The 22,451-nt window shown below is 42.3% G+C and carries 14 protein-coding genes; 8 read left to right on the top strand and 6 right to left on the bottom strand.

The features are described 5' to 3' along the window. Positions 1–34 precede the first annotated feature (34 nt). The 3 genes from Q0590_RS16400 to Q0590_RS16390 form a co-directional block, all read right to left on the bottom strand. Positions 35–1,432, bottom strand: a complete 1,398-nt coding sequence (locus Q0590_RS16400) for a mercuric reductase (protein WP_302038655.1) — start codon at positions 1,430–1,432, stop codon at positions 35–37. 128 nt (positions 1,433–1,560) lie between these two features. Beyond that, positions 1,561–2,175 (bottom strand): HAD family hydrolase, encoded by a 615-nt coding sequence (locus tag Q0590_RS16395; protein ID WP_302038654.1) that lies wholly within the window; start codon positions 2,173–2,175, stop codon positions 1,561–1,563. Positions 2,176–2,234: 59 nt separating this feature from the next. Next, a complete protein-coding gene (locus tag Q0590_RS16390; protein ID WP_302038653.1) occupies positions 2,235–3,062 on the bottom strand; it encodes a ZIP family metal transporter in 828 nt (275 codons plus the stop codon). 370 nt (positions 3,063–3,432) lie between these two features. Between Q0590_RS16390 and Q0590_RS16385 the strand changes: the two genes are divergently transcribed. Together Q0590_RS16385 and Q0590_RS16380 are read left to right on the top strand one after the other, a co-directional pair. After that, positions 3,433–4,323: an ABC transporter ATP-binding protein gene (locus Q0590_RS16385; protein WP_302038652.1), complete on the top strand. Its 891-nt coding sequence runs from the start codon at positions 3,433–3,435 to the stop codon at positions 4,321–4,323. A gap of 28 nt (positions 4,324–4,351) precedes the next feature. After that, positions 4,352–8,008, top strand: coding sequence for an ABC transporter permease/M1 family aminopeptidase (locus Q0590_RS16380; protein ID WP_302038651.1), 3,657 nt, complete (start codon positions 4,352–4,354; stop codon positions 8,006–8,008). A gap of 68 nt (positions 8,009–8,076) precedes the next feature. On the opposite strand, the gene Q0590_RS16375 is transcribed toward Q0590_RS16380, so the two are convergent. Continuing rightward, complete coding sequence (locus tag Q0590_RS16375) at positions 8,077–9,228, bottom strand: Gfo/Idh/MocA family protein (RefSeq protein ID WP_302038650.1); 1,152 nt, start codon at positions 9,226–9,228, stop codon at positions 8,077–8,079. Between the two features lie 281 nt (positions 9,229–9,509). On the opposite strand from Q0590_RS16375, the gene Q0590_RS16370 reads away from it, so the two are divergent. The 6 genes from Q0590_RS16370 (at position 9,510) to Q0590_RS16345 (ending at position 19,701) form a co-directional block, all read left to right on the top strand. Next, on the top strand, positions 9,510–13,349 hold the full coding sequence (locus Q0590_RS16370) for a PVC-type heme-binding CxxCH protein (protein ID WP_378410514.1): 3,840 nt from the start codon (positions 9,510–9,512) through the stop codon (positions 13,347–13,349). Between the two features lie 273 nt (positions 13,350–13,622). Then, positions 13,623–15,413, top strand: a complete 1,791-nt coding sequence (locus Q0590_RS16365; protein WP_302038649.1) for a glycosyltransferase family protein — start codon at positions 13,623–13,625, stop codon at positions 15,411–15,413. A gap of 93 nt (positions 15,414–15,506) precedes the next feature. Then, the gene (locus tag Q0590_RS16360; protein ID WP_302038648.1) at positions 15,507–17,231 is read left to right on the top strand and encodes a hypothetical protein; all 1,725 of its coding nucleotides are present in this window, start codon (positions 15,507–15,509) and stop codon (positions 17,229–17,231) included. A gap of 138 nt (positions 17,232–17,369) precedes the next feature. Next, complete coding sequence (locus Q0590_RS16355) at positions 17,370–17,921, top strand: hypothetical protein (protein ID WP_302038647.1); 552 nt, start codon at positions 17,370–17,372, stop codon at positions 17,919–17,921. A gap of 179 nt (positions 17,922–18,100) precedes the next feature. Further along, the gene (locus tag Q0590_RS16350; protein ID WP_302038646.1) at positions 18,101–18,946 is read left to right on the top strand and encodes an N-acyl-D-amino-acid deacylase family protein; all 846 of its coding nucleotides are present in this window, start codon (positions 18,101–18,103) and stop codon (positions 18,944–18,946) included. After that, on the top strand, positions 18,910–19,701 hold the full coding sequence (locus Q0590_RS16345) for an amidohydrolase family protein (RefSeq protein WP_302038645.1): 792 nt from the start codon (positions 18,910–18,912) through the stop codon (positions 19,699–19,701). The genes Q0590_RS16350 and Q0590_RS16345 overlap by 37 nt, the downstream gene beginning before the upstream one ends. A gap of 222 nt (positions 19,702–19,923) precedes the next feature. Here Q0590_RS16345 and Q0590_RS16340 read toward each other — a convergent pair whose 3' ends face one another. After that, positions 19,924–20,220 (bottom strand): hypothetical protein, encoded by a 297-nt coding sequence (locus Q0590_RS16340; protein ID WP_302038644.1) that lies wholly within the window; start codon positions 20,218–20,220, stop codon positions 19,924–19,926. A 208-nt stretch (positions 20,221–20,428) separates the two neighbouring features. After that, positions 20,429–21,751, bottom strand: a complete 1,323-nt coding sequence (locus Q0590_RS16335; protein ID WP_302038643.1) for a hemolysin family protein — start codon at positions 21,749–21,751, stop codon at positions 20,429–20,431. Positions 21,752–22,451 lie beyond the last annotated feature (700 nt).

Below are 22,451 nucleotides of genomic sequence, written 5' to 3'. Positions count from 1 at the left end.
AAGGATGAGTTATATGACTGAACTAAATCTATATTTATTCTACTTTACTAAAAAGTGAATTTAACGATTCTGCCAAGGTTGGATGTGCAAGGACCGCATCTCTTAGTTTGGGATAAGGCAGTTTGCCCATCATGGCTATCTGGATCATCGACATAATTTCTCCCGCTTCTATGCCCAGTATGGCGGCTCCCAAGATCTGGCTGGTTTCTGCATCTATTATGGCTTTCATTATACCCTGCATATGTCCGGTTTCAATAGCTCTGGCAACATATTTCATAGGAAATTTAGCCGTCTTAATCGTATAGCCCTGCTTATGAGCTTCCTTTTCACTTAATCCTATTCTGCCAAGCTGAGGGTCCGTGAATACGGTATAAGGTACCATACGATCCCTTGTGGTAGCATTTCCTTTTTCTAACAGATTCTTCTCAACAATGCGGTAATCATCGTAGGAAATATGCGTAAATTCTGGCCCTCCTTTGATATCACCCAATGCATAAATTCCGGCCTGATTAGTTTCCAGACGCTCATTTACCACAATATATCCCTTGTCAGAGGTCTTTACTCCGGCTGCATCCAGGTTCAAAGCTTTCGTATTGGGCGTAGTACCTACCGCAATTAAAAGATGAGACCCTTGTACTGTTCGAGTTTTTCCATCTTCCCTAAGTGTGAGTTCTATACCTCCAGAGGAACTTCTGGCAACTTTAGTAACTTCTGTATTAAAAAACAAATGAATTTCTTCCTGCTGCAAAATAGCGGCTAATTCTCTGGCAATATCTGGGTCTTCGCGGCTTAGTAGCTGGGAGCCATGTTCCAGAATACTCACTTGGCTACCAAAACGCCTAAACATCTGCCCGAATTCAAGGCCAATATAGCCACCTCCCAGAATTAACAGGTGTTCGGGTAGTTCTTCCAGTTCCATTATGGACGCAGAAGTTAAGTACTGAACATCGGATAAACCCTCTATGGCTGGAATCATTGGAGAGCTGCCACAATCTATAAATATGTTTTCTGCCTGTATTTGCTGGCTTCCGCCATCTGTTAATTTTATTTCGAGCACCTTGCTGCTAGTGAAGCTGGCCTCGCCCCGGATAAGGGTTATGTTTTCTGCTTTATCCAGGCTATCCTGCACACTCTTGCGGAATTGTTCTACTATTTTGTCTTTCCGTTTTTTTACTTCCTTCATATTCACTTTTATCTCTCCCGTATGCACGCCATATTCACTGGAGCGGCGGGCCTGATAAGCCATGTGGGCAGAAGCGATTAAGGTTTTGGTAGGCGTACAGCCGTAATTGATGCAGGTGCCACCCAGATAGTTCCGTTCAATAATGGCTGTTTTCCGGCCTTTTCCGGCTAATGCCAGGGCCAGAGGTTTGCCTGCCTGCCCGGCTCCGATAATAATGGCATCAAATGTTTTAGGGGTCAGATTTGTCATAATACAGAGAGGTTTCTATCTCTAGAACAACGGGTGCAGGTATTTTTTGTTTGACTAATTGGACAAAACTGGTAGAATTGCCTGTTACTATAATTCCCATTTACAAACAAGCCTGGCAAGTTATATTGCTACAAATCAGCTTTTTGCATGAGAGATACTTTGGCTTTCCAGTTTCTTTTTTCCAGTATCCGGACATTCTGTGTGTCTTTCAGGCTATGCAGGTAGGTTAACAAAAGCGGTAGTTCCTGGTCTGCTACCTCACCATTGTATTCTGCTGGATAAATCACATTTCCATAGTTTCTTTTTGCTTTGGAAGGAGTATCATCCACAATCAATACACGTTCAAGTGAATACCCCAGCTTCGTAACCTTCTTTAGTACTTTTATATAGTTATAATGGTTAAAATAATCTACATAATGGTCAGTATCAAATATATATGTAGCAGCGCAGAAGGTACACCGGCTTCGTCCCCAGATAAAAGCCAGAGGAACATCTGGTGGAACTATCTGTTTTATAATAGCTTCTACATAGTCATCAGAAGCAGAAGACCAAATAGCCAGTGTAAAATGTTGATTACAGCCCCGCAGGAATTCTTCCAGGTAAGGCCGTTTGTAAATATAATAGCCCAATGCTTGAAAATCAGACGGCCTGGATAGTGGCTTTTCAGTAGCATAAATCAGGGTTTCATCTATATCCAATATCAACAGAATTTTATCATCTGGTGCTTTACGTTTGCCAGCCATAAGGATTAATGGTTTATAAAACCTACGTGGATGTCAATTTTCCTGCTGAATGGAAGTGTTTATCCCAAGGCTACATCCAGAGTCATCATCACACCAAAACCAAGCAAGGTAGCCAGAGTGGTCCAGTCCGTATTGTCGGCTAGCTGAGACTCTGGAATTAATTCTTCTACTACTACAAATATCATGGCACCAGCGGCAAAAGACAAAGCATAAGGCAGAATAGCCTGCATATGAATAACCAGCAAGGCGCCAATAACTCCTGCAATAGGTTCGACAATACCGGACATTTGCCCGTAAAAAAAAGCTTTGGATCTTTTCATGCCTTCTCGGCGCAAGGGCACCGAAACAGCCGTGCCTTCCGGAAAATTCTGCAACCCAATACCTATGGCTAATGCAATAGCGCTACCCAGCGAAGCAGAAGGTAAATCATGGCTTACCGCACCAAAAGCTACTCCTACAGCTAAGCCTTCTGGTATGTTGTGCAGCACAATAGCCAGCACTAATAATATGCTCCGGCGGAAACCGGTTTTGGGCCCTTCCGATTTTTGAATATCAAAACCCGGATGCAGGTGCGGCAGAAGCTTATCAATTAGAAACAAAAATAAGCCTCCGGTCATAAAACCGATTAAGGCTGGAGCCCAGGAAGGCAGGCTGCTCCCATTTTGTTCACTCATTTCAATAGCCGGAGCCAGAAGAGACCAGAAACTGGCAGCAATCATTACGCCTGCCGCAAAGCCCAGCATACAATCCAAAGCTTTCTGGTTAAACTTTTTGAAAAAAAACACTAAAGCAGCTCCAAGCGCAGTTACTCCCCAGGTAAATAAGGTGGCAATTAACGCTTGTACGGCCGGGTGTAAAGGGGCTAATACGGAGGTAATATATTCCATGTTCGGTTACAGCTGTACAGATATTAGGTTTGTGTACAAAAATTGTGTTAAATAAATACACTTCTTGCTAAAATGGAAATATTGCAGCTCTTATTTATGAAATATTCAGGGATTGTTGAAGAATCGCCGGATTCAGACAAGCTATGCCGGTAAATTGCCTGAGAAAATCATATGCATGATCCGGCAGCTACCTACAAAAAACTTTATGCATACTATTGGAACAGCTAAATACATTTTCTATATTTAACTTATCTCCAGCTATTTACCTATACCCAATAGATTTTTTAACATGTATCAAGGCAGCTATTTATTGTCTGGCCGATGCTAATCCGTTACAGTGCACTTACTTATTTAACCATATAAATTTTTTATGAATGAACTTGTTATCTCGAACCTTTCGAAGACGTACTCGAATGGGGTACAGGCTTTGAAAAACGTCAGCCTGACTATACCCAGAGGTATGTTTGGCTTACTTGGCCCTAACGGTGCCGGTAAATCTTCACTCATGCGGACCATTGCCACCTTACAAGAAGCCGACAGCGGAAGCATCCGGCTGAATACTATAGACGTATTACGACAAAAAGAGGATGTGCGGAAAATACTAGGTTACTTACCCCAGGAATTTGGAGTGTATCCTAAAATTTCCGCGGAAACTATGCTGGATCATATTGCTACCCTAAAAGGCATCCGCAACAGCAACGAACGAAAAGAAGTGGTAGAAGCATTGCTGCAAAAAGTAAATCTATATCAATTCCGCAAAAAAAATCTGGGCACTTTTTCCGGGGGTATGAAGCAACGGTTCGGCATCGCCCAAGCCCTTATTGGCAATCCCAAACTGATTATTGTAGATGAGCCTACCGCCGGCCTTGACCCTGCAGAGAGGAATCGTTTTCATAACTTACTCAGCGAGATTGGGTTGAATACCATTGTTATCTTGTCTACGCATATTGTGGAAGATGTTACCAATCTTTGTTCGAGTATGGCTATTATTTGCATGGGAGAAGTAGTGGCGCAAGGAAATCCGAATACCCTGGTCGCGAGTGTTCAAGGCAAAATATGGAAGCGGGTGGTTAATAAGGAAGAACTGCCCTTATACCAGAAAGAGTATCAGGTAATTTCTACACATTTGAAAGCTGGCCTTACTAATATTCATGTGTACAGTGATGACCTGCCTGACTCCACCTTTGAACCGGTAGATGCTGATTTGGAAGATGTGTATTTTACCAAAATCACCGGAAATGCCGATGCTGTAGCTGTGTAAACAGCCTGTTCCACTAACTAGTCTAGCCATGTTCAAAGATATTTTTCTGTTTGAATTAAAATACCGTGCCCGCCGCCCGGCAACGTACCTGTATGCATTGATCTTATTCCTGTATTTTTTTATCAGCATCATTAACGGATGGACCCCAGGAAGTGAGAAAGCCTACATCAACTCCGCGTTTGTAATACAGCAAGCCCTGATTATCATGTCCATTTTCGGGGTGCTTATCTGTTCAGCTATTATGGGGGTACCGGTATACCGTGACATAGAACACGATACCAGAAGTTATTTTCTCAGTTATCCTATCACAGAAAAAGGGTATTTGCTTGGCCGTTATGCCGGTTCTTTTGTGGTGTTATTTCTGGTATTTTTAGCAGGCACCTTAGGTCTATTGCTTGGAGGTATTATGGGACCTTTATTCGGGTTTGAAGAAACCAGCCGCTTCGGCCCGGTCAATTTCTCTGCGTATGCAAACGGCATTATACTATTTCTGCTGCCTAATATCTTTTTTACAGGTACGTTGTTTTTTTGCCTGGTTACCCTCACCAGAAAAATTGTGGTAGCCTATACTGGAAGCATCTTGTTTTTTGTAGCTTACTTGGTAGCCAATGCGTTAACCTCGGATATTGAAAAGCGTAACCTGGCAGATCTGATAGATACATTCGGCCTGAACACGTTTCAAAATGCTACCCGTTACTGGACAGTGGTAGAGCAAAATACTTCCCTGGCAGCCTTAGAAGGAAATACGTTATGGAACCGGATTATATGGATGAGTATGGCGGCTGTGGTGTTTGCCTATACCGTGTTCCGGTTTAACTTTCAGAGCTTTCTGGATGTAAAACTGGGCAAAAAGAAAACTATAGAACTGGACTTAGGTATCTCTAAAACACATGTGCATATTCCTGTGGCAGTGCAAAGTTTTTCTGCTTCCGGATATTTCCGTGAAATGTTCCGCCTGGCAAAGCTGGAGTTTACCAATGTTGTTACCGATATCTATTTTCTGGGCATTCTGCTGGGAGGTTTATTGTTTCTTTTCCTGGATGGATGGTTTGGTTTTCCGCAGTATGGTACACCTTCTTTCCCCACCACCTACTACATGCTGGAGGTAAAAGACTTTAATTATATTATTTTTATTTACATCCTGCTGATTTTTTACACAGGCGAAGTCGTGCACCGCGACCGTTCCGTACGTTTTAACCAGATTTCTGATACCCTGCCGGTACCCAACTGGCTCATGTATGGCAGTAAATTTCTTGCTCTGGTATATATATGTCTGATGTTAGTACATATGCCGCTGATCTGTGGTGTATTAAATCAGGTAATTAAAGGCTATTATACTTTTGAATTTGGTAAGTATTTTACCGACTTGTATCTCATAGAACTGCCAGAGTACCTGCAACTGACCATGTTGACTTTCTTTGTGCATATTCTGGTGAATAATAAGTTTCCGGGACACGTAGTTTCCATTGGTATATGGGTTATTATGTTCTCGCTGCGAAGTTTTGCCGAATACGATTACAACCTATTCTTCTATAGCTATACCCCCGGCTACCGCATATCTGACATGAATGGCTTTGGCCACTTTCTAAAGCCACTGGCTTGGTTTAATGTATACTGGTTGCTGCTCGGTGTACTGCTGCTTATGATCGGTAACTTACTATGGGTAAGAGGAACAGAAGGTGACTGGCAAAATAGATTAAAACTAGCCCGGCATCGGATAAATACACCAGTCTTAGCCAGCCTACTTACAGTGACACTCTTATGGATAGGCACAGGGTCGTATATTTATTATAATACCAGTATAGTCAATAATTATAGAACAGCAGAAGAAAATAGGAATGCCCAGGCGGAATTAGAGAAGAAGTATAGTCACCTGGAACGGGCATTACAACCCAAAATCACAGATGTAAAACTATATGCCGATCTGTATCCCAATGACTTCCGGGCTTCTATGCGGGCCATTTGCCTAATAACCAATAAATGGGATAAACCCATTGATACGTTGTATATCAATAGCAATGCACCCATCAGATATCTGAAAATTAATGGTACGGCTCTGGAGCCCTTTTTTCAGGATGCTTCATTGCTACCCACAGAAGGCATAAATACAGATGCAGACCGTACCCATACAGGATTTCTGTGGTATAAATTGCCGCAGACGCTACAGCCCGGCGATACAGTGACCATGGAAACACAGACAGAACTGGCTTACCGCGGATTCACCAATAGTGGTATTAACAGGCAAGTAGTAGAGAATGGTACCTTTTACACTGGTGGAATTCCTGCTTTCGGCTATTCTAGCCAAGGAGAACTAACCAGTGATAAGGAACGAAAAAAGCGGAACTTACCAGAGAAGAAATACACCCAGCCAGCGCAAGACGATCCCTGGGGTTTGGGAAACCTGCTATTTAACGACGATGCCGATTATATTACCTATGAAGCAGTGGTCAGCACCACACCCGATCAGATAGCTGTGTCTCCTGGCTATTTGCAGAAAAGCTGGGAGGATAATGGCCGGAAGTATTACCAGTATAAAATGGAAGGGGAGATGGATATGTTCTTTACCGTAGTGTCTGCCCGGTATGCTGTAGCCAAAGACCAGTGGAAAGGGCAGGATGGAAAAACAGTAAATATCGAAATATTCCATCATCCTACCCATACCTATAATATCGACCGGTTTATTGGTTCGGTAAAAGCAAGCATGGATTACTTTAATACCAACTTTACCCCTTATCAATACAAGCAAATGCGTATTCTGGAGTTTCCCAGGTATGCCGGATTTGCACAGTCTTTTCCCAATACTGTACCCTATTCTGAGAGCTTTGCCTGGGTAGGCGACTTTAGCGATCCGGATAAAACAGACTATGGTTTTTATGTAACTGCCCACGAAGTAGCCCATCAATGGTGGGGCCACCAGGTAACGCCTTCCAATACCCGGGGAGCCAATCAACTTTCCGAAACTATGGCCGAATATTCTGCTTTAATGGTGCTGAAAAAAGAGTATGGGGAAGATGCCATGCAGAAGTTTCTAAAATATGCTTTGGACCGTTACCTATCCGGCCGGGCAAGCGAACGCAAGTTTGAAGAAACCCTCATGCAAAACGATCAGCGGGCCTATGTCTGGTATCAGAAAGGTTCACTCATAATGTATGCCCTGGCCGATTATATTGGAGAAGATGCGGTAAATAAAGGGTTAAAAGCTTTTCTGGAAAAAGCAGCTTTCCGTCAGAAGGCACCATTTGCTACTACAGGAGAATTTCTGCCTTATCTGATGAATGCTACGCCAGATTCCCTGCAATACTTTGTGGTAGACGGATGGGAAAATATTTGTTTGTATGAAAACCGTATAAAAGAGGCTACTTACCAGAAAGTAAAAGATGATGAATATAAAGTAAAACTGACGGTAGATACCAAAAAAATCTATTACGATGGCACAGGCAATGAAATGGCACAGGGAAAATACAAAGAGTATATAGATATAGGTATTTTTACCGAAGATGGGAAAAATAAGCAAGGTATGACCGTTAAGAAACCGCTTTATCTGAAAAAGCACTGGTTAGCCCCCGGAGAACATACGCTGGAGTTTACGGTTAAAGGCAAGCCGGTAAGAGCAGGCATAGATCCGTATAATAAGTTAATAGACCGTGTTCCGGATGACAACGTAAAAGATGTTTCGGAGGAATAACAAAAAACCTGTTAGATTAAATAGTCTAACAGGTTTTTTGTTATTAATCTTCTTTTATTTTGATGAACTTATACTTGTACCCAGGCTTGTTTCCGGTTACTTTCAATGATTTTCTCACACAAAATTAGTTCGCGTAAACCATCAGCAAAGGTTGGATAAGTGGGGTTAGCAGGTTGTTTGCCTTCACGTACAGCTTTATATACTTCTTTAAACAACTGCTTAGATGTATCTGGGAAACCTTCATTGTGGCCACCAGGGAAAGTAATCAGTCCGGCAGCCTCACGGTCTACTAAAGAAGGATCACGCATCAGCATTTGATTGGCCGTATCACGTTTACCCACCCACAGATTGTTGGGTGACTCAGAGCACCAGTGATAGGTTTCTTTAGAACCGGAAATTTCCAGATCCAGGCGGTTTTTACGTCCGGCAGAAACCTGGCTTACCGTTACTACTCCTTTGCTGCCATCATCAAAGCGGAGCATCACTGTAGCATAATCTTCCGTATTGATCGGCACTTCCTGGTAATCTTCTGGTTGCAATAGTTTGCCAGAATAGGTTTCAATTGGTTTGGTTGGCTTTTTTCTGTTTTTGTGTACCGTAGCAAAATCAGCCATTACAGCTGTTACATGCAACCCGGAGATATACTCAATAATATCCATCAAATGGGAACCGATATCGGCAATCGCACGGGATTCACCTGATTTATCAGGCTCCAGCCGCCAGTTATAATCTGTTTCGTAATAGAGCCAGTCTTGCAGATAAGTGCCAATAACTGAATGAACTTTGCCTAATTGGCCTTTTTCCCGCATTACTTTCATATGCCGCACCAGCGGATAATACCGAAGGTTGAAGTGTACGGCATTTACTAACCCGGTTTTGGCTGCCAGTTCTACCAGTTCTTTTGCTTCAGCAGATGTATTGGAAAGGGGCTTTTCACACACTACATGTTTACCGGCTTGCAAGGCACTTTTAGCCATGGGGTAGTGCAAAAAGTTAGGCGTACAAATGTGTACACATTGTATTTCAGGATCAGCAAGCATGGCCTGAAAATCTCCATACGATTTTTCAATACCCAGGCTCTGGGCTTTTGATCTGGCATAGTCGTCACTAAAGTCGTTAATGGCTACCACTTCTACATCGGGTAAACGGCGGAGGGCTTCAATATGAGCAGGTCCGATAAAACCTAAGCCTGCTACACCCACTTTTATTTTATTTGTCATGTGTATTAGATGATTTACAAAGCCAAATATATTCTATTTTCTATTGAGGTCAAGCAAAATTTCCTCTTAATTCATCCGGCTATTGCCAAAGGTTTGATAGATGAAGTATAAAATAAAGAATAGAAATAGCTGAGTTTAATAAAAATTAAACTTAAAATTTTTATAAAATTTTACAAGCAATACCTATTTCTGTTAACTTTAACAGGCTGCAAATATCAGATTGATTCTATAAGTAGTCGTTTTGTTAAATAACCTTATTAACCCCTAACTTCTTTTATTGTATGATGAAGGCAATAACCCTTTTGCTTCTGGCAAGTATCCTTTATTGTTGCGGACCTTCCCGAACAAAAGACAATACCAATGCATCAGCAACTACCAGTGACACAATGTTGAGTATTGTGCAGGATAGAGCTGCACATACCATTTCAGTGTTCAGGAAAGGAGGCAAGGAATTGATACTTACCCAAAATGCCAAACCGGATTTCCGGCCCTATCTGCATCCTATTATGGCTCCCGATGGCAAAGGTACCCTTACTGAATATAGTCCTGGCCATCATAAACACCAGACAGGACTATATTGGGGCTTCACCCGGGTAAATGGCCGCGACTATTTTCATCATCCGGAAGGCAGTTACTGGCGCAGAGTGGAAGCTAAAATTATAGACGGAACAGGAAAGGAGGTACGGTGGCAAACTGTATATGACCTGCTGGATTCCACTGGTAAAGCTGTACTCACTGAAACCCAAACCTGGGCTATGCGGGAGCAGAATGGCAAATTTCTTTTAGACCTGGAATGGAGGGGAGAGGCAAAAACAGAAGTAACCATTGGCAAATACGACTATGGTGGCTTGTTCTTACGCATGCCCTGGCGGGAAGGAATTAATGGAGAAGTAATAAATGCTGCCCGGCAGCGCAACGAGAAGGCGGAAGGACAAAAAGCTATGTGGGTAGATGTGGGCATGCAGGTAGAAGGCCGCAACGACCTGGCTCATATTGCTATCTTTGATCATCCGGAGAACAAAGGCTATCCGCAACCCTGGCGGGTAGATGGACAACTAGGTATAGGTCCGGCTAGAGCCAGAACAGGCGACTGGAAAATCAATAAAGGTGAAACAGAAATAATCCGCCACCAGCTGGTAGTTTATACAGGACAATTAAACGATGTAGAACTCAATGGGCTTTATGGCGAGTTTTCTGGCAATAATTCAACTTATTCTACCGCAGCCTTATGGAGTATAGCGCAACAGGAAGGCCGCGATGCTAAATTTCTTAAGCCTCAGGAAGCAGTAGAAGCCATGACTGTCAAAGAAGGTTTTCAGGTAAATGTCTGGGCCGCTGAACCGATGATTACCCAACCCATGGCGTTTTGCTGGGATGACCGGGGCAGGCTCTGGGTAGCTGAAAACCGGGATTACGAATCACGCGGACATGGCTTTTCTAATGCTGGCGACAGCCGCATTTTGATTTTGGAAGATACTAACCGAGATGGCATAGCCGATAGCAAAAAGGTATTTATGGAAGACTTGGCTTTCCCGGCAGCCATTGCTGTAGGCTTTGACGGTGTTTTTATTGGTGCCCCACCCAACTTACTATTTGTGCCCGATCGTAATGGCGATGATAAAGCCGATGTGAATGATATTGAAGTACGGCTCACTGGCTGGGGAATCCGCGATAGGCACGAAACCTTAAACAGCCTGCACTGGGGGCCAGACGGCTGGCTTTATGGCTTACAAGGTTTTGCTACACCTTCCAAAGTGAGAAAGCCTACAGGGAAAGGCAAGTTATATAAGCATAAAGATCCCTTTCCGGAAGATATTCTGGAAGGAGAAGGCGTAGATATTAATGGCGGCGTATGGCGGTATCATCCAACGAAAGATAAGTTTGAAGTAGTGGCACACGGCTTTAGCAACCCATGGGGAATAGATTATGATGCCAAAGGCCAGTTGTTCATGAGTGCCTGTGTCATTCCGCATATGTGGCATGTGGTTCCTGGAGGCATTTATCACCGGCAAGGTGGGCAACATTTTAATCCGTATGTGTACAGCGACATCCGCACCATCACCGATCATAGTCACCGGTCTGCGCATGGAGGAGCACGCATTTATCAATCCGACGCTTTTCCGGAAATTCACAAGGGACGCATCTTTATGGCTAATATTCATGAACATGCCATCTTATCGGATGTATTGGAGGCTAAAGGTTCTGGTTTCAAAGCCAGCCATGGGGATGATTTTCTGATGGCCAATAATGCACAGTGGATCGGCTTTAGTGTGGAAATTGGCCCGGATGGAGGGTTATATGTATTAGACTGGCACGATGCGGATATTTGCGGGCAGGATGTGTTGAATCAGGAAACAGGCCGTATTTTTAGAGTTACCCCCAAAGAATCATTGGCCCAAAACTTTGAAGGCCGCTATGCTGACCTGACCAAAATGACGGATAAGCAGCTGGTAGATCTGCAAACCAGTAAAAGTGACTGGCATGCCCGCCGGGCGAGAGTAATTTTACAAAACCGGGCTGTTAAAGGAAAATTGCAACCGGATACACATAAAAATCTTTTTTCTATTTTCAAAAGCAATGCAACTCCGGACATCCGTTTGCGGGCTATGTGGGCTTTGCATGTCACAGGTGGGTTTACAGAGAATCAATTACGGGAAATAGTAGCGGATAAAGATCCGTATATCCGGGCCTGGAGCATACAATTATTGTGTGAAGATCAAACGCCTTCTGAAGAGGTATTGGCTGTATTTACTGAAATGGCCCGCAAAGATAATTCGCCAGTGGTGCGGCTATACCTGGCTTCTGCTTTACAACGAATAGCGGAAGAATCACGCTGGAAAATTGCCGGAGAACTCATGCAGCATGCAGAAGATTCCACAGACCATAACCTTCCAAAAATGATCTGGTATGGCATGGAATCGTTAGTAGCGAAAAACCCGCAACGTGCCTTAGAAATGGCATCTCAGAGTAAAATACCGATGCTAGCCCAGTTTACTGCCAGGCGTGCTGTAGATGCCGATGCCCTGGAAGTACTGGCTGCTGCTATTGGAAACGCACCTTCAACTCAACTCTACTTAATGGAAGGAATGCGCGATGGCTTGGAAGGCCGCTATGATTTAGCGGCTCCAGCAAACTGGAAAACAGTATACGCCAGTCTGCAGAAATCTACTCCGAAAGTGGCTGGGTTAGCCGGAGAAATAGCTGGGAAGTTTGGTGATACCGAAGCTGCCAAGCAAGCCCTGGTTACATTGAAAGACAAAAATGCCTCACTTGAACAACGTCGCAAAGCTTTGCAGATGCTAACGGCCCGGCAGCGGAAAGAACTTCCTAAAGAATTGCCCTCTTTGTTAGCAGATGAAACTTTACGGATAGATGCCATCCGGGCTATAGCCAGTTATGATCAGGAAGATTTAGGGAAATTGCTGCTGAAGCAGTACAAGACTTTTAGTCAGGAAGAAAAGCTGGAAGTTGTACAAACTTTATCATCCCGTCCGGCCTACGGATGGCTGTTAACCAGAGCCATTCAGGATAAAACAGTTCCCAAAGCAGAAGTGCCGGCTTATGCGGCCCGGCAGTTGCGCAGAGTAGTAGGCAGTGGTTTTGTAGAAGTATGGGGGCCGATAGACGGATTAGCCACTGGCGAGCAAGCGGCAGAATATACCAGGTACCGGAAACTATTAACCGATAAGAATTTGCTTGCTGCGAATGCACAAAAAGGACGGGCAGTATTTGGGCGAACTTGCGGTGGTTGCCATAAAATGTATGGAGAAGGCGGGAATATCGGTCCGGATATTACTGGCTCTAACCGGGGCAATGTAGAGTATTTGCTCAGCAACATTCTTGACCCCAGCGGTGAAATCCAGGATGATTATAAACTTGTAGTCATTACTACCCGCGATGGCCGTACCTATAGTGGTAATATTGCTGGCGAAAACCAAAGGCAGGTAACTTTGCGTGTAGTCGGGCAAGAGGCCGTGGTAGTAAATAAAGCAGATATTCAATCCCGGGAAGTTACACCGGTATCCATGATGCCTACCGGCTTGTTCAAGAACTTGTCGGATACAGAAATTCTGGATTTGGTAAAGTATTTACGAACAGTAGAGCAGGTAGCTATGCCATAACTTATAGATAAGTATATTTTATCAGATCTTTACGTGAGAATAAACTTAGGTAGCTAACAAAATTGAAATAAGCCGTTGAGATAATACATAGAATCGAAAGTATCAGAGGTTAGAAAGTAAATTATTTATGACACCTGATGCTTTCGTTTGCTGCGTTAAGAGGGAATTTAATGTATCGGTAAATGGATGAGCTATAAAGAGTTAGAATAAAATGAACGGTAAAAGTACATCCCGGGCTTTGCCTATTTTACACTAATTCAAAAAAAGCAATATTTGTATACGTTCATACAAATCAGACAAATGTTTTCTGGCAAACAAGCATTGCAACACGATACTGCAAATTCCCTGTCAAAAAAAATAGTTAGTTCATATTCTATTCATTCTGTTCCATCGGATGAAACTGAAAGCCGGAATCGCATTTCCAAAAAAGAATATCTAATACCAGGACTAATTACAGTTGTATTGATTGCCTCTTGCATCATTTATTCACCTAAGAAGTTCTTCTGGAACGATGAGTTGTTTTCCTACTATTTTCTGTCTGATTCGTCTTTTACCCATATGTGGGCGGCTTTTCATGACAAATTAAATAATACGCCTCCTTTATATTTCTTGCTGGGGTGGGGATGGAGCTGGGTTTTCGGTGCTTCAGAACTGTCCCTCCGGTTATTTTCCAGTCTGGGAATAAGTGTAGCCTGCTGGTTTACCTGGATTACATTAAGGCGTACATTCAATTTCTGGTCAACCTCTTTTGCTGTATTAATTATATTCTGCTTATCTACCTTGGTGCTTTCCCAGAACGCAGAAGCCAGAATGTATGGACTATATCTGGCGGTAAGTGCCGCAGGTGTATGGATATATGATCTCATCGGCAGCAAAAGTCAGGTAAGTTGGAAAATGTTATTTCTCAATGCTTTAATACATGCCGCTATAGTGAATACCCATTTATTTGGGTGCTTGTATAGCGGTGCCATCTTACTTGCTTTTATACTGAACGATTGGCAAACCAGGCAGTTCCGGTGGAAATTGTATGCAAGTGTTCTATTCGGCTGGGCAACATTTCTTCTCTACATACCTGCCTTACTTATACAAGCCGATGCCGGCAATCCGCGTACCTGGATGACAGTACCATATTTGCGCTATGTATTGGATGTACTTTGTTTCACAGCCTTTACCTATGATTTTATTTCTAAATCTGTGTTATTGAAATCGGCTGCTCTGTTGGGACTTGCCTTAATTCCAGGTATCGTTTTTCTATGGGGCAAGCGGGCCATTGCTGAAGCAAAAAAAAATACAGCTGGTACAACTATCCGTTATCAGGCTGCGGGCCGTTTGCTTTTGCTGGCGTATTTATTTCTGGCTGTTCCCATAGCCATGTGGGTGTTTTCCCTAACCATCCGGCCTGCATTCTGGGACCGCTATTTGTTACCTAGCGTACTTGCCTGGCCTGTTTTGTTTGCCAGTTTATTCTCCTTACTATCTATCAATCTTTTTAATTTTCATAGCATACTAAAGAAGCTAGGTATCTATCACTTTATCTATTCCGCTAAGTTTTCCATTTTATTAGTTACCCTATCTGGTATACTGCTCATCTTACCAGTTTACGACTCAATAAAAGCTTATCCCAAACAAATGCCTGGAGAGAATGATTATCAGGCAGGCTATGCGCATTTGCCAATTGTGGTGCTGTTTTCCCATGATTTTCTGGAGCGGATGTACTACTCTCCTCAAAAAGAACGCTACCACATGGTGCTGGATTGGGAAGTGGCGGTAGATTCTACCAGTGGACTTATTGCTCCGCAATTTCATAAACATCTGGAGGCATGGAAGCGAAATTATCCCGCTGTGTTTGGTAACAACATTAGCTATACAGAGGAGTTTCTCAGCAAGCATTCGCAGTTTCTGGTAGTAGGTTTTTCGTGGCAATGCGATCCAGATAAAAAACTAGAAAATGGTTTTTGTGCACGGTGGCTGAATATGCGTCTGGCAAATAACCCCCACTATAGAGTTACTACCTTAAAAGATATTGATTACCGCAGGTTTTATCTGGTAGAAAAAATAAAATGAACTTTGACTCATCTCACCTTCACCTACCTACTCTTTGCTTCTATAAATATTTAAGCTGCGGCTTAAAAATCAACTGTATTGTAAATAAAAACTATGAATTGGAACGCTACACAGGTATTAACTCAGGAATCTTTGCAAGAGCAAACCCTTTTATCAGTCAGGTACAAAGGTGCTTGGCAAGACTGCTTGTTTCTAGGCCTGATTTTATTTCTTTCTGTGGTGCTGTATATTACCAAAATTGGGTTTTATAGTGACGATTGGGCCTATTTCTCCATTTTAGAATCTACTGAAAATAGCTCACTTCTTGAGAATTACCGTAACCTAATGGGAAGCCCTAATTTACGTTCCCGTCCGGTGCAGGCTTTTTTGCAAGGGTTAATCTATTGGTTATTTGGATTGCAGCCACTGGGCCATCATATTTTCAATACCAGTATGGTTTTGCTCAGCATGTGGCTGCTATATTTTATTCTGCGCGAAATGAGGCAAAGCCGGACAATGGCTGTTGTGATACCCTTAGTATTTTGCTTAATGCCTCATTATTCTACTGACCGTCTATGGCATTCAGCCTTTATGGTTACACTAAGCATGTTGCTGTATTTCCTGAGCTTGTATGCCGATTTGCGCTTCTTACTTTCTGCAGGAGTAAAATCCTGGGTTTGGAAAGCAGTAAGTGTCCTGAGCCTGGCGGGTAGTGCCCTGAGTTATGAAATTTTTATGCCCCTTTTCTTTGTCAATCCGGTATTGGTTGGATACTTGGCTTGGCATGTTTCTAAAGATACGGCAAATGCCAAATCAATTAATAAAAACTGGCATTTTTTCTACCTGTTAAATCTGGCAGCTATGGTAGGGGTAGTACTCTACAAAGTATCAACAGCTACCAGAATGGGTACCCTTGGCTTTGCAAAGCAAGTGGAATGGTTTGGGCACCTCATTTGGAAGCTAGCTAAAATCAGCTTCAGTATGTTTGGTGTAAAACTGCCGGGTATCGTATGGACATCAGCTAACTTGTATGCCGATAAACTGATGATCGGGGTATCGGTTATTGCCGGGTTGCTCATATTTGTTTATGTATACAGATCAATGAAACAATCGGCTGAAGGGAAAAACAATTTGTTTTTTGCATGCCTTACACTCATTGGGTTAGTATTGTTTGTAGCAGGCTTTGGAATCTTTTTGGTTAACACCAATGCCATTATTACGCCTACCGGCATAAGCAACCGTATTTTTTTAGCTTCGGCCATGGGAGCAGCTGTGGTTTTTGTGGGAGTTATCGGATGGGTAAGTAGTCTACTGTCTTCTATGCAGGTATACAGATATACCTTTAGTTCGCTTGTTGCGCTTCTGTGTGCGGGAAGTTTGTTTACAAGTAATGTTATTGCTGCTTTCTGGGTAGATTCTTATCGTCAACAAAAACAAGTAGTAGCTGATATTATAGAGAAATTTCCGCAGCTTCCGGGCAAAAGTACCTTGCTTCTGGATGGTATCTGTCCCTATGCCGGGCCGGCTGTAGTATTTGAATCGAGCTGGGATCTGGCAGGAGCTATCCAAATAGCCTACCGCGATACAACTATCCATGCAGATATTGTTACACCGAACTTGCAAATAGAAGAGAATGGTATGGTAACGCTTATGTATGGCGGAGCTAACCGCACCTTCCATGGTTATAGCAATCAGTTATTTGTATACCATATTGGCAGAAAATCTGTGCATTCTCTGCCAGATGCCAAAGCAGCCGAAGCCTATTTCCAGACCTATAATCCTGATTATGATAACAATTGCCCTCCGGCTATGGAAGGGATGGGAGCGGGTATTTTCTAAAAATTATCTGGCAGGTATTTTCCTTTTCCAGATTAACACAAATTAGAAAGCTTTATACCAAAAGTAGGTTTTCTTTAGTTTATCATTCCTTAGAAATGGCAGGCGGAAATATATTTACGCAAAATTTAACCAAGTAGTATGTATAAACATCCTGTCTTTTTCAAAGTGGTTGCTTACAGTCTGATCTGCTTAGTAGGATCTGTTTCATGGGTAGCCTGCAAAAAAGTTGAAAACTTGCTGACTTTCCGCATAAAAAATGAGGTTTCTTTTATGATTCCCTCCGCCATTGGAATCAATACACCTTATTCATTTCCTACGCCCGATGTACCAACAAATGCTAGCCAATCATTCAGCAATAACAATACAAATGTTAATAAAGTAAAAGATATTAAGCTGGAGACCTTAAATCTAACCATCACTTCTCCATCTAATGCTACATTTAAGCCGGTAAAATCAATAAATATTTACATTGTGAGTGAGGGCTTGCCTAAGAAACTGATTGCTTATAAAAATGATATTCCAACAACCGTTGGCAATCAATTGACTCTGGAGACTACCCGTGAAAACCTGGATTCATATGTAAAAAAGGAAAGTTATAGTCTGGCAACAGAAACAGTCCTGCGGGAAGCTGTTTTTCAAGATACGGAAATACATGCTCAAATGTCATTTCTCGTGTCAGCCGATTTTTAATTCTTTCTCTATGGATCAGAAGCCTTATAATAATCTGTTATAAGGCTTTTTTATTGTAAGCTAAGCTTTTAGCAGGAGATTTTCTTTGGATGAGATTTATAAAGATAGAATTCATTTATCTTCATTTCTTATTCTTTTTGTAGGGATTAGATCCATTAGCTAACTTAAGCCTTTTGATAATGATCTTCTCTATGATTAAGGGCACATTTTCTATTCTTATTTGCTTCATCTTTCTTCTTTTTGCGTGTTCCGGCCGTACAGGTAAATCTTCCAAACCGGCTACCTATGATGTATTGATCCGCCATGCACGGGTGGCCGACGGTACTGGCAATCCCTGGTATTATGCCGATGTAGCTATTAAAGATGGAATTATTGCCAAAGTAGAACCAGCTTTAGAAGCAGATGCTGCCCAGGTGATTGATGCTGATAATTTATTGTTGTGCCCAGGGTTTATAGATGTACATGCACACGCAGAGAATGTATACAGTAATTCCAGTGAACGTTTCGTGCGGATGGGAGTAACTACGCTAATTACCGGGAACTGTGGCAGCTCTGTTACAGAAGTAGATACTTTTTTGAATTATGTAAATAAAACACCTATTCCGTTGAACATTGCCACCCTCATCGGGCATAATTCTGTACGCCGCAAAGTGATGGATGAAGTAGACCGCAGGCCCACCCCGGAAGAACTGAAGCAGATGGAATCACTCGTAGAAATGGCTATGAAAGAGGGAGCTGTAGGATTGTCGACAGGCTTAATTTATGTGCCTGGCACCTATGCTAACACGGATGAAATTATCACGCTGGCAAAAGCTGCTGCCAGGCACAAAGGTATTTATGCTTCGCATATCCGGGACGAGGGGAATGAGGTAAAAGAGGCTATTCAGGAAGCTATTCAGATTGGAAAAGCAGCACAAATGCCGGTAGAAATATCTCACTTTAAAATATCCAGCAAAAAATATGGGGTAGCAGCGATCAGACAATTCAGATGGTGGCAGATGCCCGGCAAAAAGGCTTACAGGTAACGGTAGATCAATATGCCTATACAGCTTCTTCTACCAAACTTTCATCCAACCTGATTCCTTCCTGGGTACTGGCCGGCGGATTAGACAAAGCGAAAAGCCGCATTATGCAGCCTGATACTTTACAGAGAATTGTAGCCGATATGAAAAAAGCTATGGGAGAAAGAGCCCATACGGATTTTAGTTATGCCGTAGTAGCAAATTATAAAACAGATACTTCGTATAATGGCCAATCTATTCCGCAACTAGCCCAGCGGGTAAGACAAGATACCAGTGTAGATAGCCAGATCAGCCTGATTCTGGATATGTACCTGGCTGGCGATGCGCAGATGGTATACCATTCCATGGATGAGCCAGACGTAGAACGGATTATGCAAGAGCCATTCACGATGGTTGCTTCCGATGCAGGTCCGGGAAATTATGGCGTTGGCGTGCCTCACCCGCGTGGCTACGGCAACAATGCCAGGGTGTTGAGCCGCTACGTCCGGGAGAAAAAAATAATCAGACTAGAAGATGCTATCCGTAAAATGACATCTCTGCCTGCTCAAACGTTTGGCTTAAAAAACATAGGGCTAATTAAAGAAGGCTATGCTGCGGATTTGTTGATACTGGATGAAAATACAGTAGCCGATCAGGCCACATTTGAGCAGCCCCACCAGTATGCCAAAGGGTTTGAATATGTTATAGTAAATGGAAAACTCGTCATTAACAAGGGTCAATCTACGGGTGCAAAGCCTGGGAGAGCAATCAGAAAATAAGGTGTATTAGTAGTATTACTTTTACAGAATTTACCAAAAGTCTGTACGCCTGTTTTGCTACAGTTTTTCTACATCATACAAAAACTATTGCCAGGCTTTTAGTCACTTAGCTTCTGGTTTATGCATTTTATCGCCTAATAGTAGACTAGAAACAATATTCTTGGGTTACTCCTGCCAGGTTAAATTTTCTAGCCAATTGCTTGACTATTCGTATGCAGGCACCTATTCTTCTGGAGAATGTTTGGCTTTAATATCCGTTAACGCCTGATGAATTTTGTTGAAAATTTTAATGAGCGACTGCTTGCTGGCATTCGATTGAAGCGCATCGCGTAAGTCGTCGGCGAGTTGTTTAGGAAAATGATTCAACTGAGAAATATGATACAACATAGCCATAGACGCTTTTGTCAGCTGAATGTTTTCGAGTACAGATTTCTGGGCTTCAATCAGTAGTTCCTGTTCAGTGGTATAACTTCTGGCTAGAGTATCCTGGGAGAAGTTGAATCGGTTTGAGCCAGCCATATGAAAAAAATTAAGTGTATACTAGGTTTACTTATACCATATCAGTAAGATGAAATTAATGGCATTTGGCAGGCTTAGTAACCTGCTTGTTTATTGAAAGTACTGATTTTTTTGCAAGAATGCAAAGCTATCTAGCGTAAAATCTCAGGCATTTGCTTAACTCTTTTACGCAATAGACGAAAGCCAAGATGTTTTTTCTGTACTATTTTTAGATAGTAGGCTTGGCTGTACTCAAGTTTTCGTCAGGTAATCGGGCTATCTGCACCTGGGCAATATTGTTTCTCAGCCGTTTGAGCACAGTAAATTCGTAGGGTTCAATCACTATTTTTTCGTTGTCGTTTGGAATACGCCCAAAATGGTAAATTAGTAATCCTGCCAGACTATCATATTCTTTGTTTTCTGGAATAGGATCGGGCAAATATTCATTAATGTCGGCTATGGAAGCGGCCCCCAGGGCCTTAAACTGTGTAGGATCTATTTCTTCAATAATTGGTATTTCATTATCATACTCATCCTGTATTTCGCCTACAATTTCTTCAATAATATCTTCTAGGGTAAGTATTCCTTCTGTGCCCCCGTATTCATTTACGACAATGGCCATATGGATGTGTTCCCGCTGAAAATCGCGAAGCAGATCGCTGATTTTTTTGGACTCATGTACAAAGTGGGCTGGGCGCATCAGTTCCTTAACTACAAGGGTTTCCTTCCGGCGCATTCGTAGCAGAAGGTCTTTTATATAAATAATGCCTACTATGTTATCTACCGAGTTTTTAAAAACCGGCACTCTGGAATATCCTTCGTCTATCAGTTTGTTCAGCTTTTGCTCATCGGCCTGATCTATATTCAACCCTACTACTTTAGTTCTGGGAGTCATCACTTGTCTGGCTGTACGTTCCGAAAAATCGAATGCATTTTTAATAATCTCGTAATTATTTTCTTCAATACTACCGCTCTCACTGCCTTGCTCTACCAGGTAGCGCAGCTCTTCCGGGCTATGTACTTCGTGTTCGGATGCTGGCTCAATGCCAACAGATTTTAATACCAAATTGGCAAAGCTATTTAATAACCAGATAATCGGCTTAAACACAAAGTAAAAGAACCGCAAAGGATAGGCTATTGCCAGGGTCACAGCCTCAGGCCGCTGAATAGCCAATGATTTTGGGGCAAGTTCCCCGAAAACAATATGCAGTACAGTGATTAGAGAAAAAGAAACAACCAGAGAAATCTTATTAGTAAGTGAGGGGCTCATGGATATTCCCAGAACATGAAACAAATCTAGAATGATCTCTTCTACCACTGTTTCGCCCACATATCCCAACGCCAAACTGGCAATTGTAATTCCTAATTGTGTAGCCGATAAGTAGGCATCCAGTTTGCTAATTATTTCTTTAGCCATTAAAGCAGTTTTACTGCCGGTTTTGGCCATTAATTCAACCTGGGAAGCTCTTACCTTAACGATGGCAAATTCTGCTGCTACAAAAAATCCATTAAGGAAGACTAAAAATAATGTAAATACAACGTTAAAGAACACTGTTAGGTAGTTTGTTTATATACGAATAGCATGGCAAATATATCTTTTATTTGCCTGTACTCATGCAGCCAGAACCATATACTTTCATTTTCTGATCAGCTAATGATTTTGATACGCTTACCGCTGTCAAATGTTGTAGGGTTGAGGCAGTCTGCTGGTATATCTTTTTGTTAGCTGTATCTATTACTAATGTGAGAGATACGCTGTAGGGTAATTATGCAGCAAGGTGCAGTTGCGAAGTTAGTTTATTGCTTATTTCACACACAGATACATATGCAAAAACCTACCTGGGCCAATTTGAAGAACACATCTTGATGACCACTGCCATACTTTATGGCGAGGTATATGGCATTTCAGTATGCAAAGAACATTTTCGCAGCCTCATGTATGGTGGGTGTAGCGTTGGTAACTATCGGTTTTCGGACAATATAAGCTGCTATTGGTAACTTGGTAAATTCTCTACACAATGAATACTATACCCGTTCTACCTAAACAGGCAGCCAAAATTGCTGGAATGGCTATGCCCTGGTAAACTAGTAGTAAGAAGTTACAGCTGATTTATAGAAATTTATTCGGAGAGTGAAGAGAAAAATGAGTATTAACTAATATGTGCCTGTTGTCAGTGCTTAATATCCATAAAAAGACTGGTAAAAGTATTCAGCAGAAAGAATAGCAAGCATCTCTATCGAAACAAATAGCT

It is taken from the genome of Rhodocytophaga aerolata (assembly GCF_030503435.1).
Lineage (GTDB): Bacteria > Bacteroidota > Bacteroidia > Cytophagales > 172606-1 > Rhodocytophaga > Rhodocytophaga aerolata.
Note: the sequence above shows the minus strand (reverse complement) of the source record. Positions and strands in the feature narration are given on the sequence as shown.

Bases quoted from the DNA above. Each gene is read 5' to 3' on its own strand.
- Q0590_RS16395 (WP_302038654.1), bottom strand. From the start codon at position 2,175: ATGGCTGGCAAACGTAAAGCACCAGATGATAAAATTCTGTTGATATTG.
- Q0590_RS16385 (WP_302038652.1), top strand. From the start codon at position 3,433: ATGAATGAACTTGTTATCTCGAACCTTTCGAAGACGTACTCGAATGGG.
- Q0590_RS16400 (WP_302038655.1), bottom strand. From the start codon at position 1,432: ATGACAAATCTGACCCCTAAAACATTTGATGCCATTATTATCGGAGCC.
- Q0590_RS16390 (WP_302038653.1), bottom strand. From the start codon at position 3,062: ATGGAATATATTACCTCCGTATTAGCCCCTTTACACCCGGCCGTACAA.
- Q0590_RS16345 (WP_302038645.1), top strand. From the start codon at position 18,910: ATGGTGGCAGATGCCCGGCAAAAAGGCTTACAGGTAACGGTAGATCAA.
- Q0590_RS16340 (WP_302038644.1), bottom strand. From the start codon at position 20,220: ATGGCTGGCTCAAACCGATTCAACTTCTCCCAGGATACTCTAGCCAGA.
- Q0590_RS16355 (WP_302038647.1), top strand. From the start codon at position 17,370: ATGTATAAACATCCTGTCTTTTTCAAAGTGGTTGCTTACAGTCTGATC.
- Q0590_RS16370 (WP_378410514.1), top strand. From the start codon at position 9,510: ATGATGAAGGCAATAACCCTTTTGCTTCTGGCAAGTATCCTTTATTGT.
- Q0590_RS16380 (WP_302038651.1), top strand. From the start codon at position 4,352: ATGTTCAAAGATATTTTTCTGTTTGAATTAAAATACCGTGCCCGCCGC.
- Q0590_RS16375 (WP_302038650.1), bottom strand. From the start codon at position 9,228: ATGACAAATAAAATAAAAGTGGGTGTAGCAGGCTTAGGTTTTATCGGA.
- Q0590_RS16350 (WP_302038646.1), top strand. From the start codon at position 18,101: ATGATCTTCTCTATGATTAAGGGCACATTTTCTATTCTTATTTGCTTC.
- Q0590_RS16360 (WP_302038648.1), top strand. From the start codon at position 15,507: ATGAATTGGAACGCTACACAGGTATTAACTCAGGAATCTTTGCAAGAG.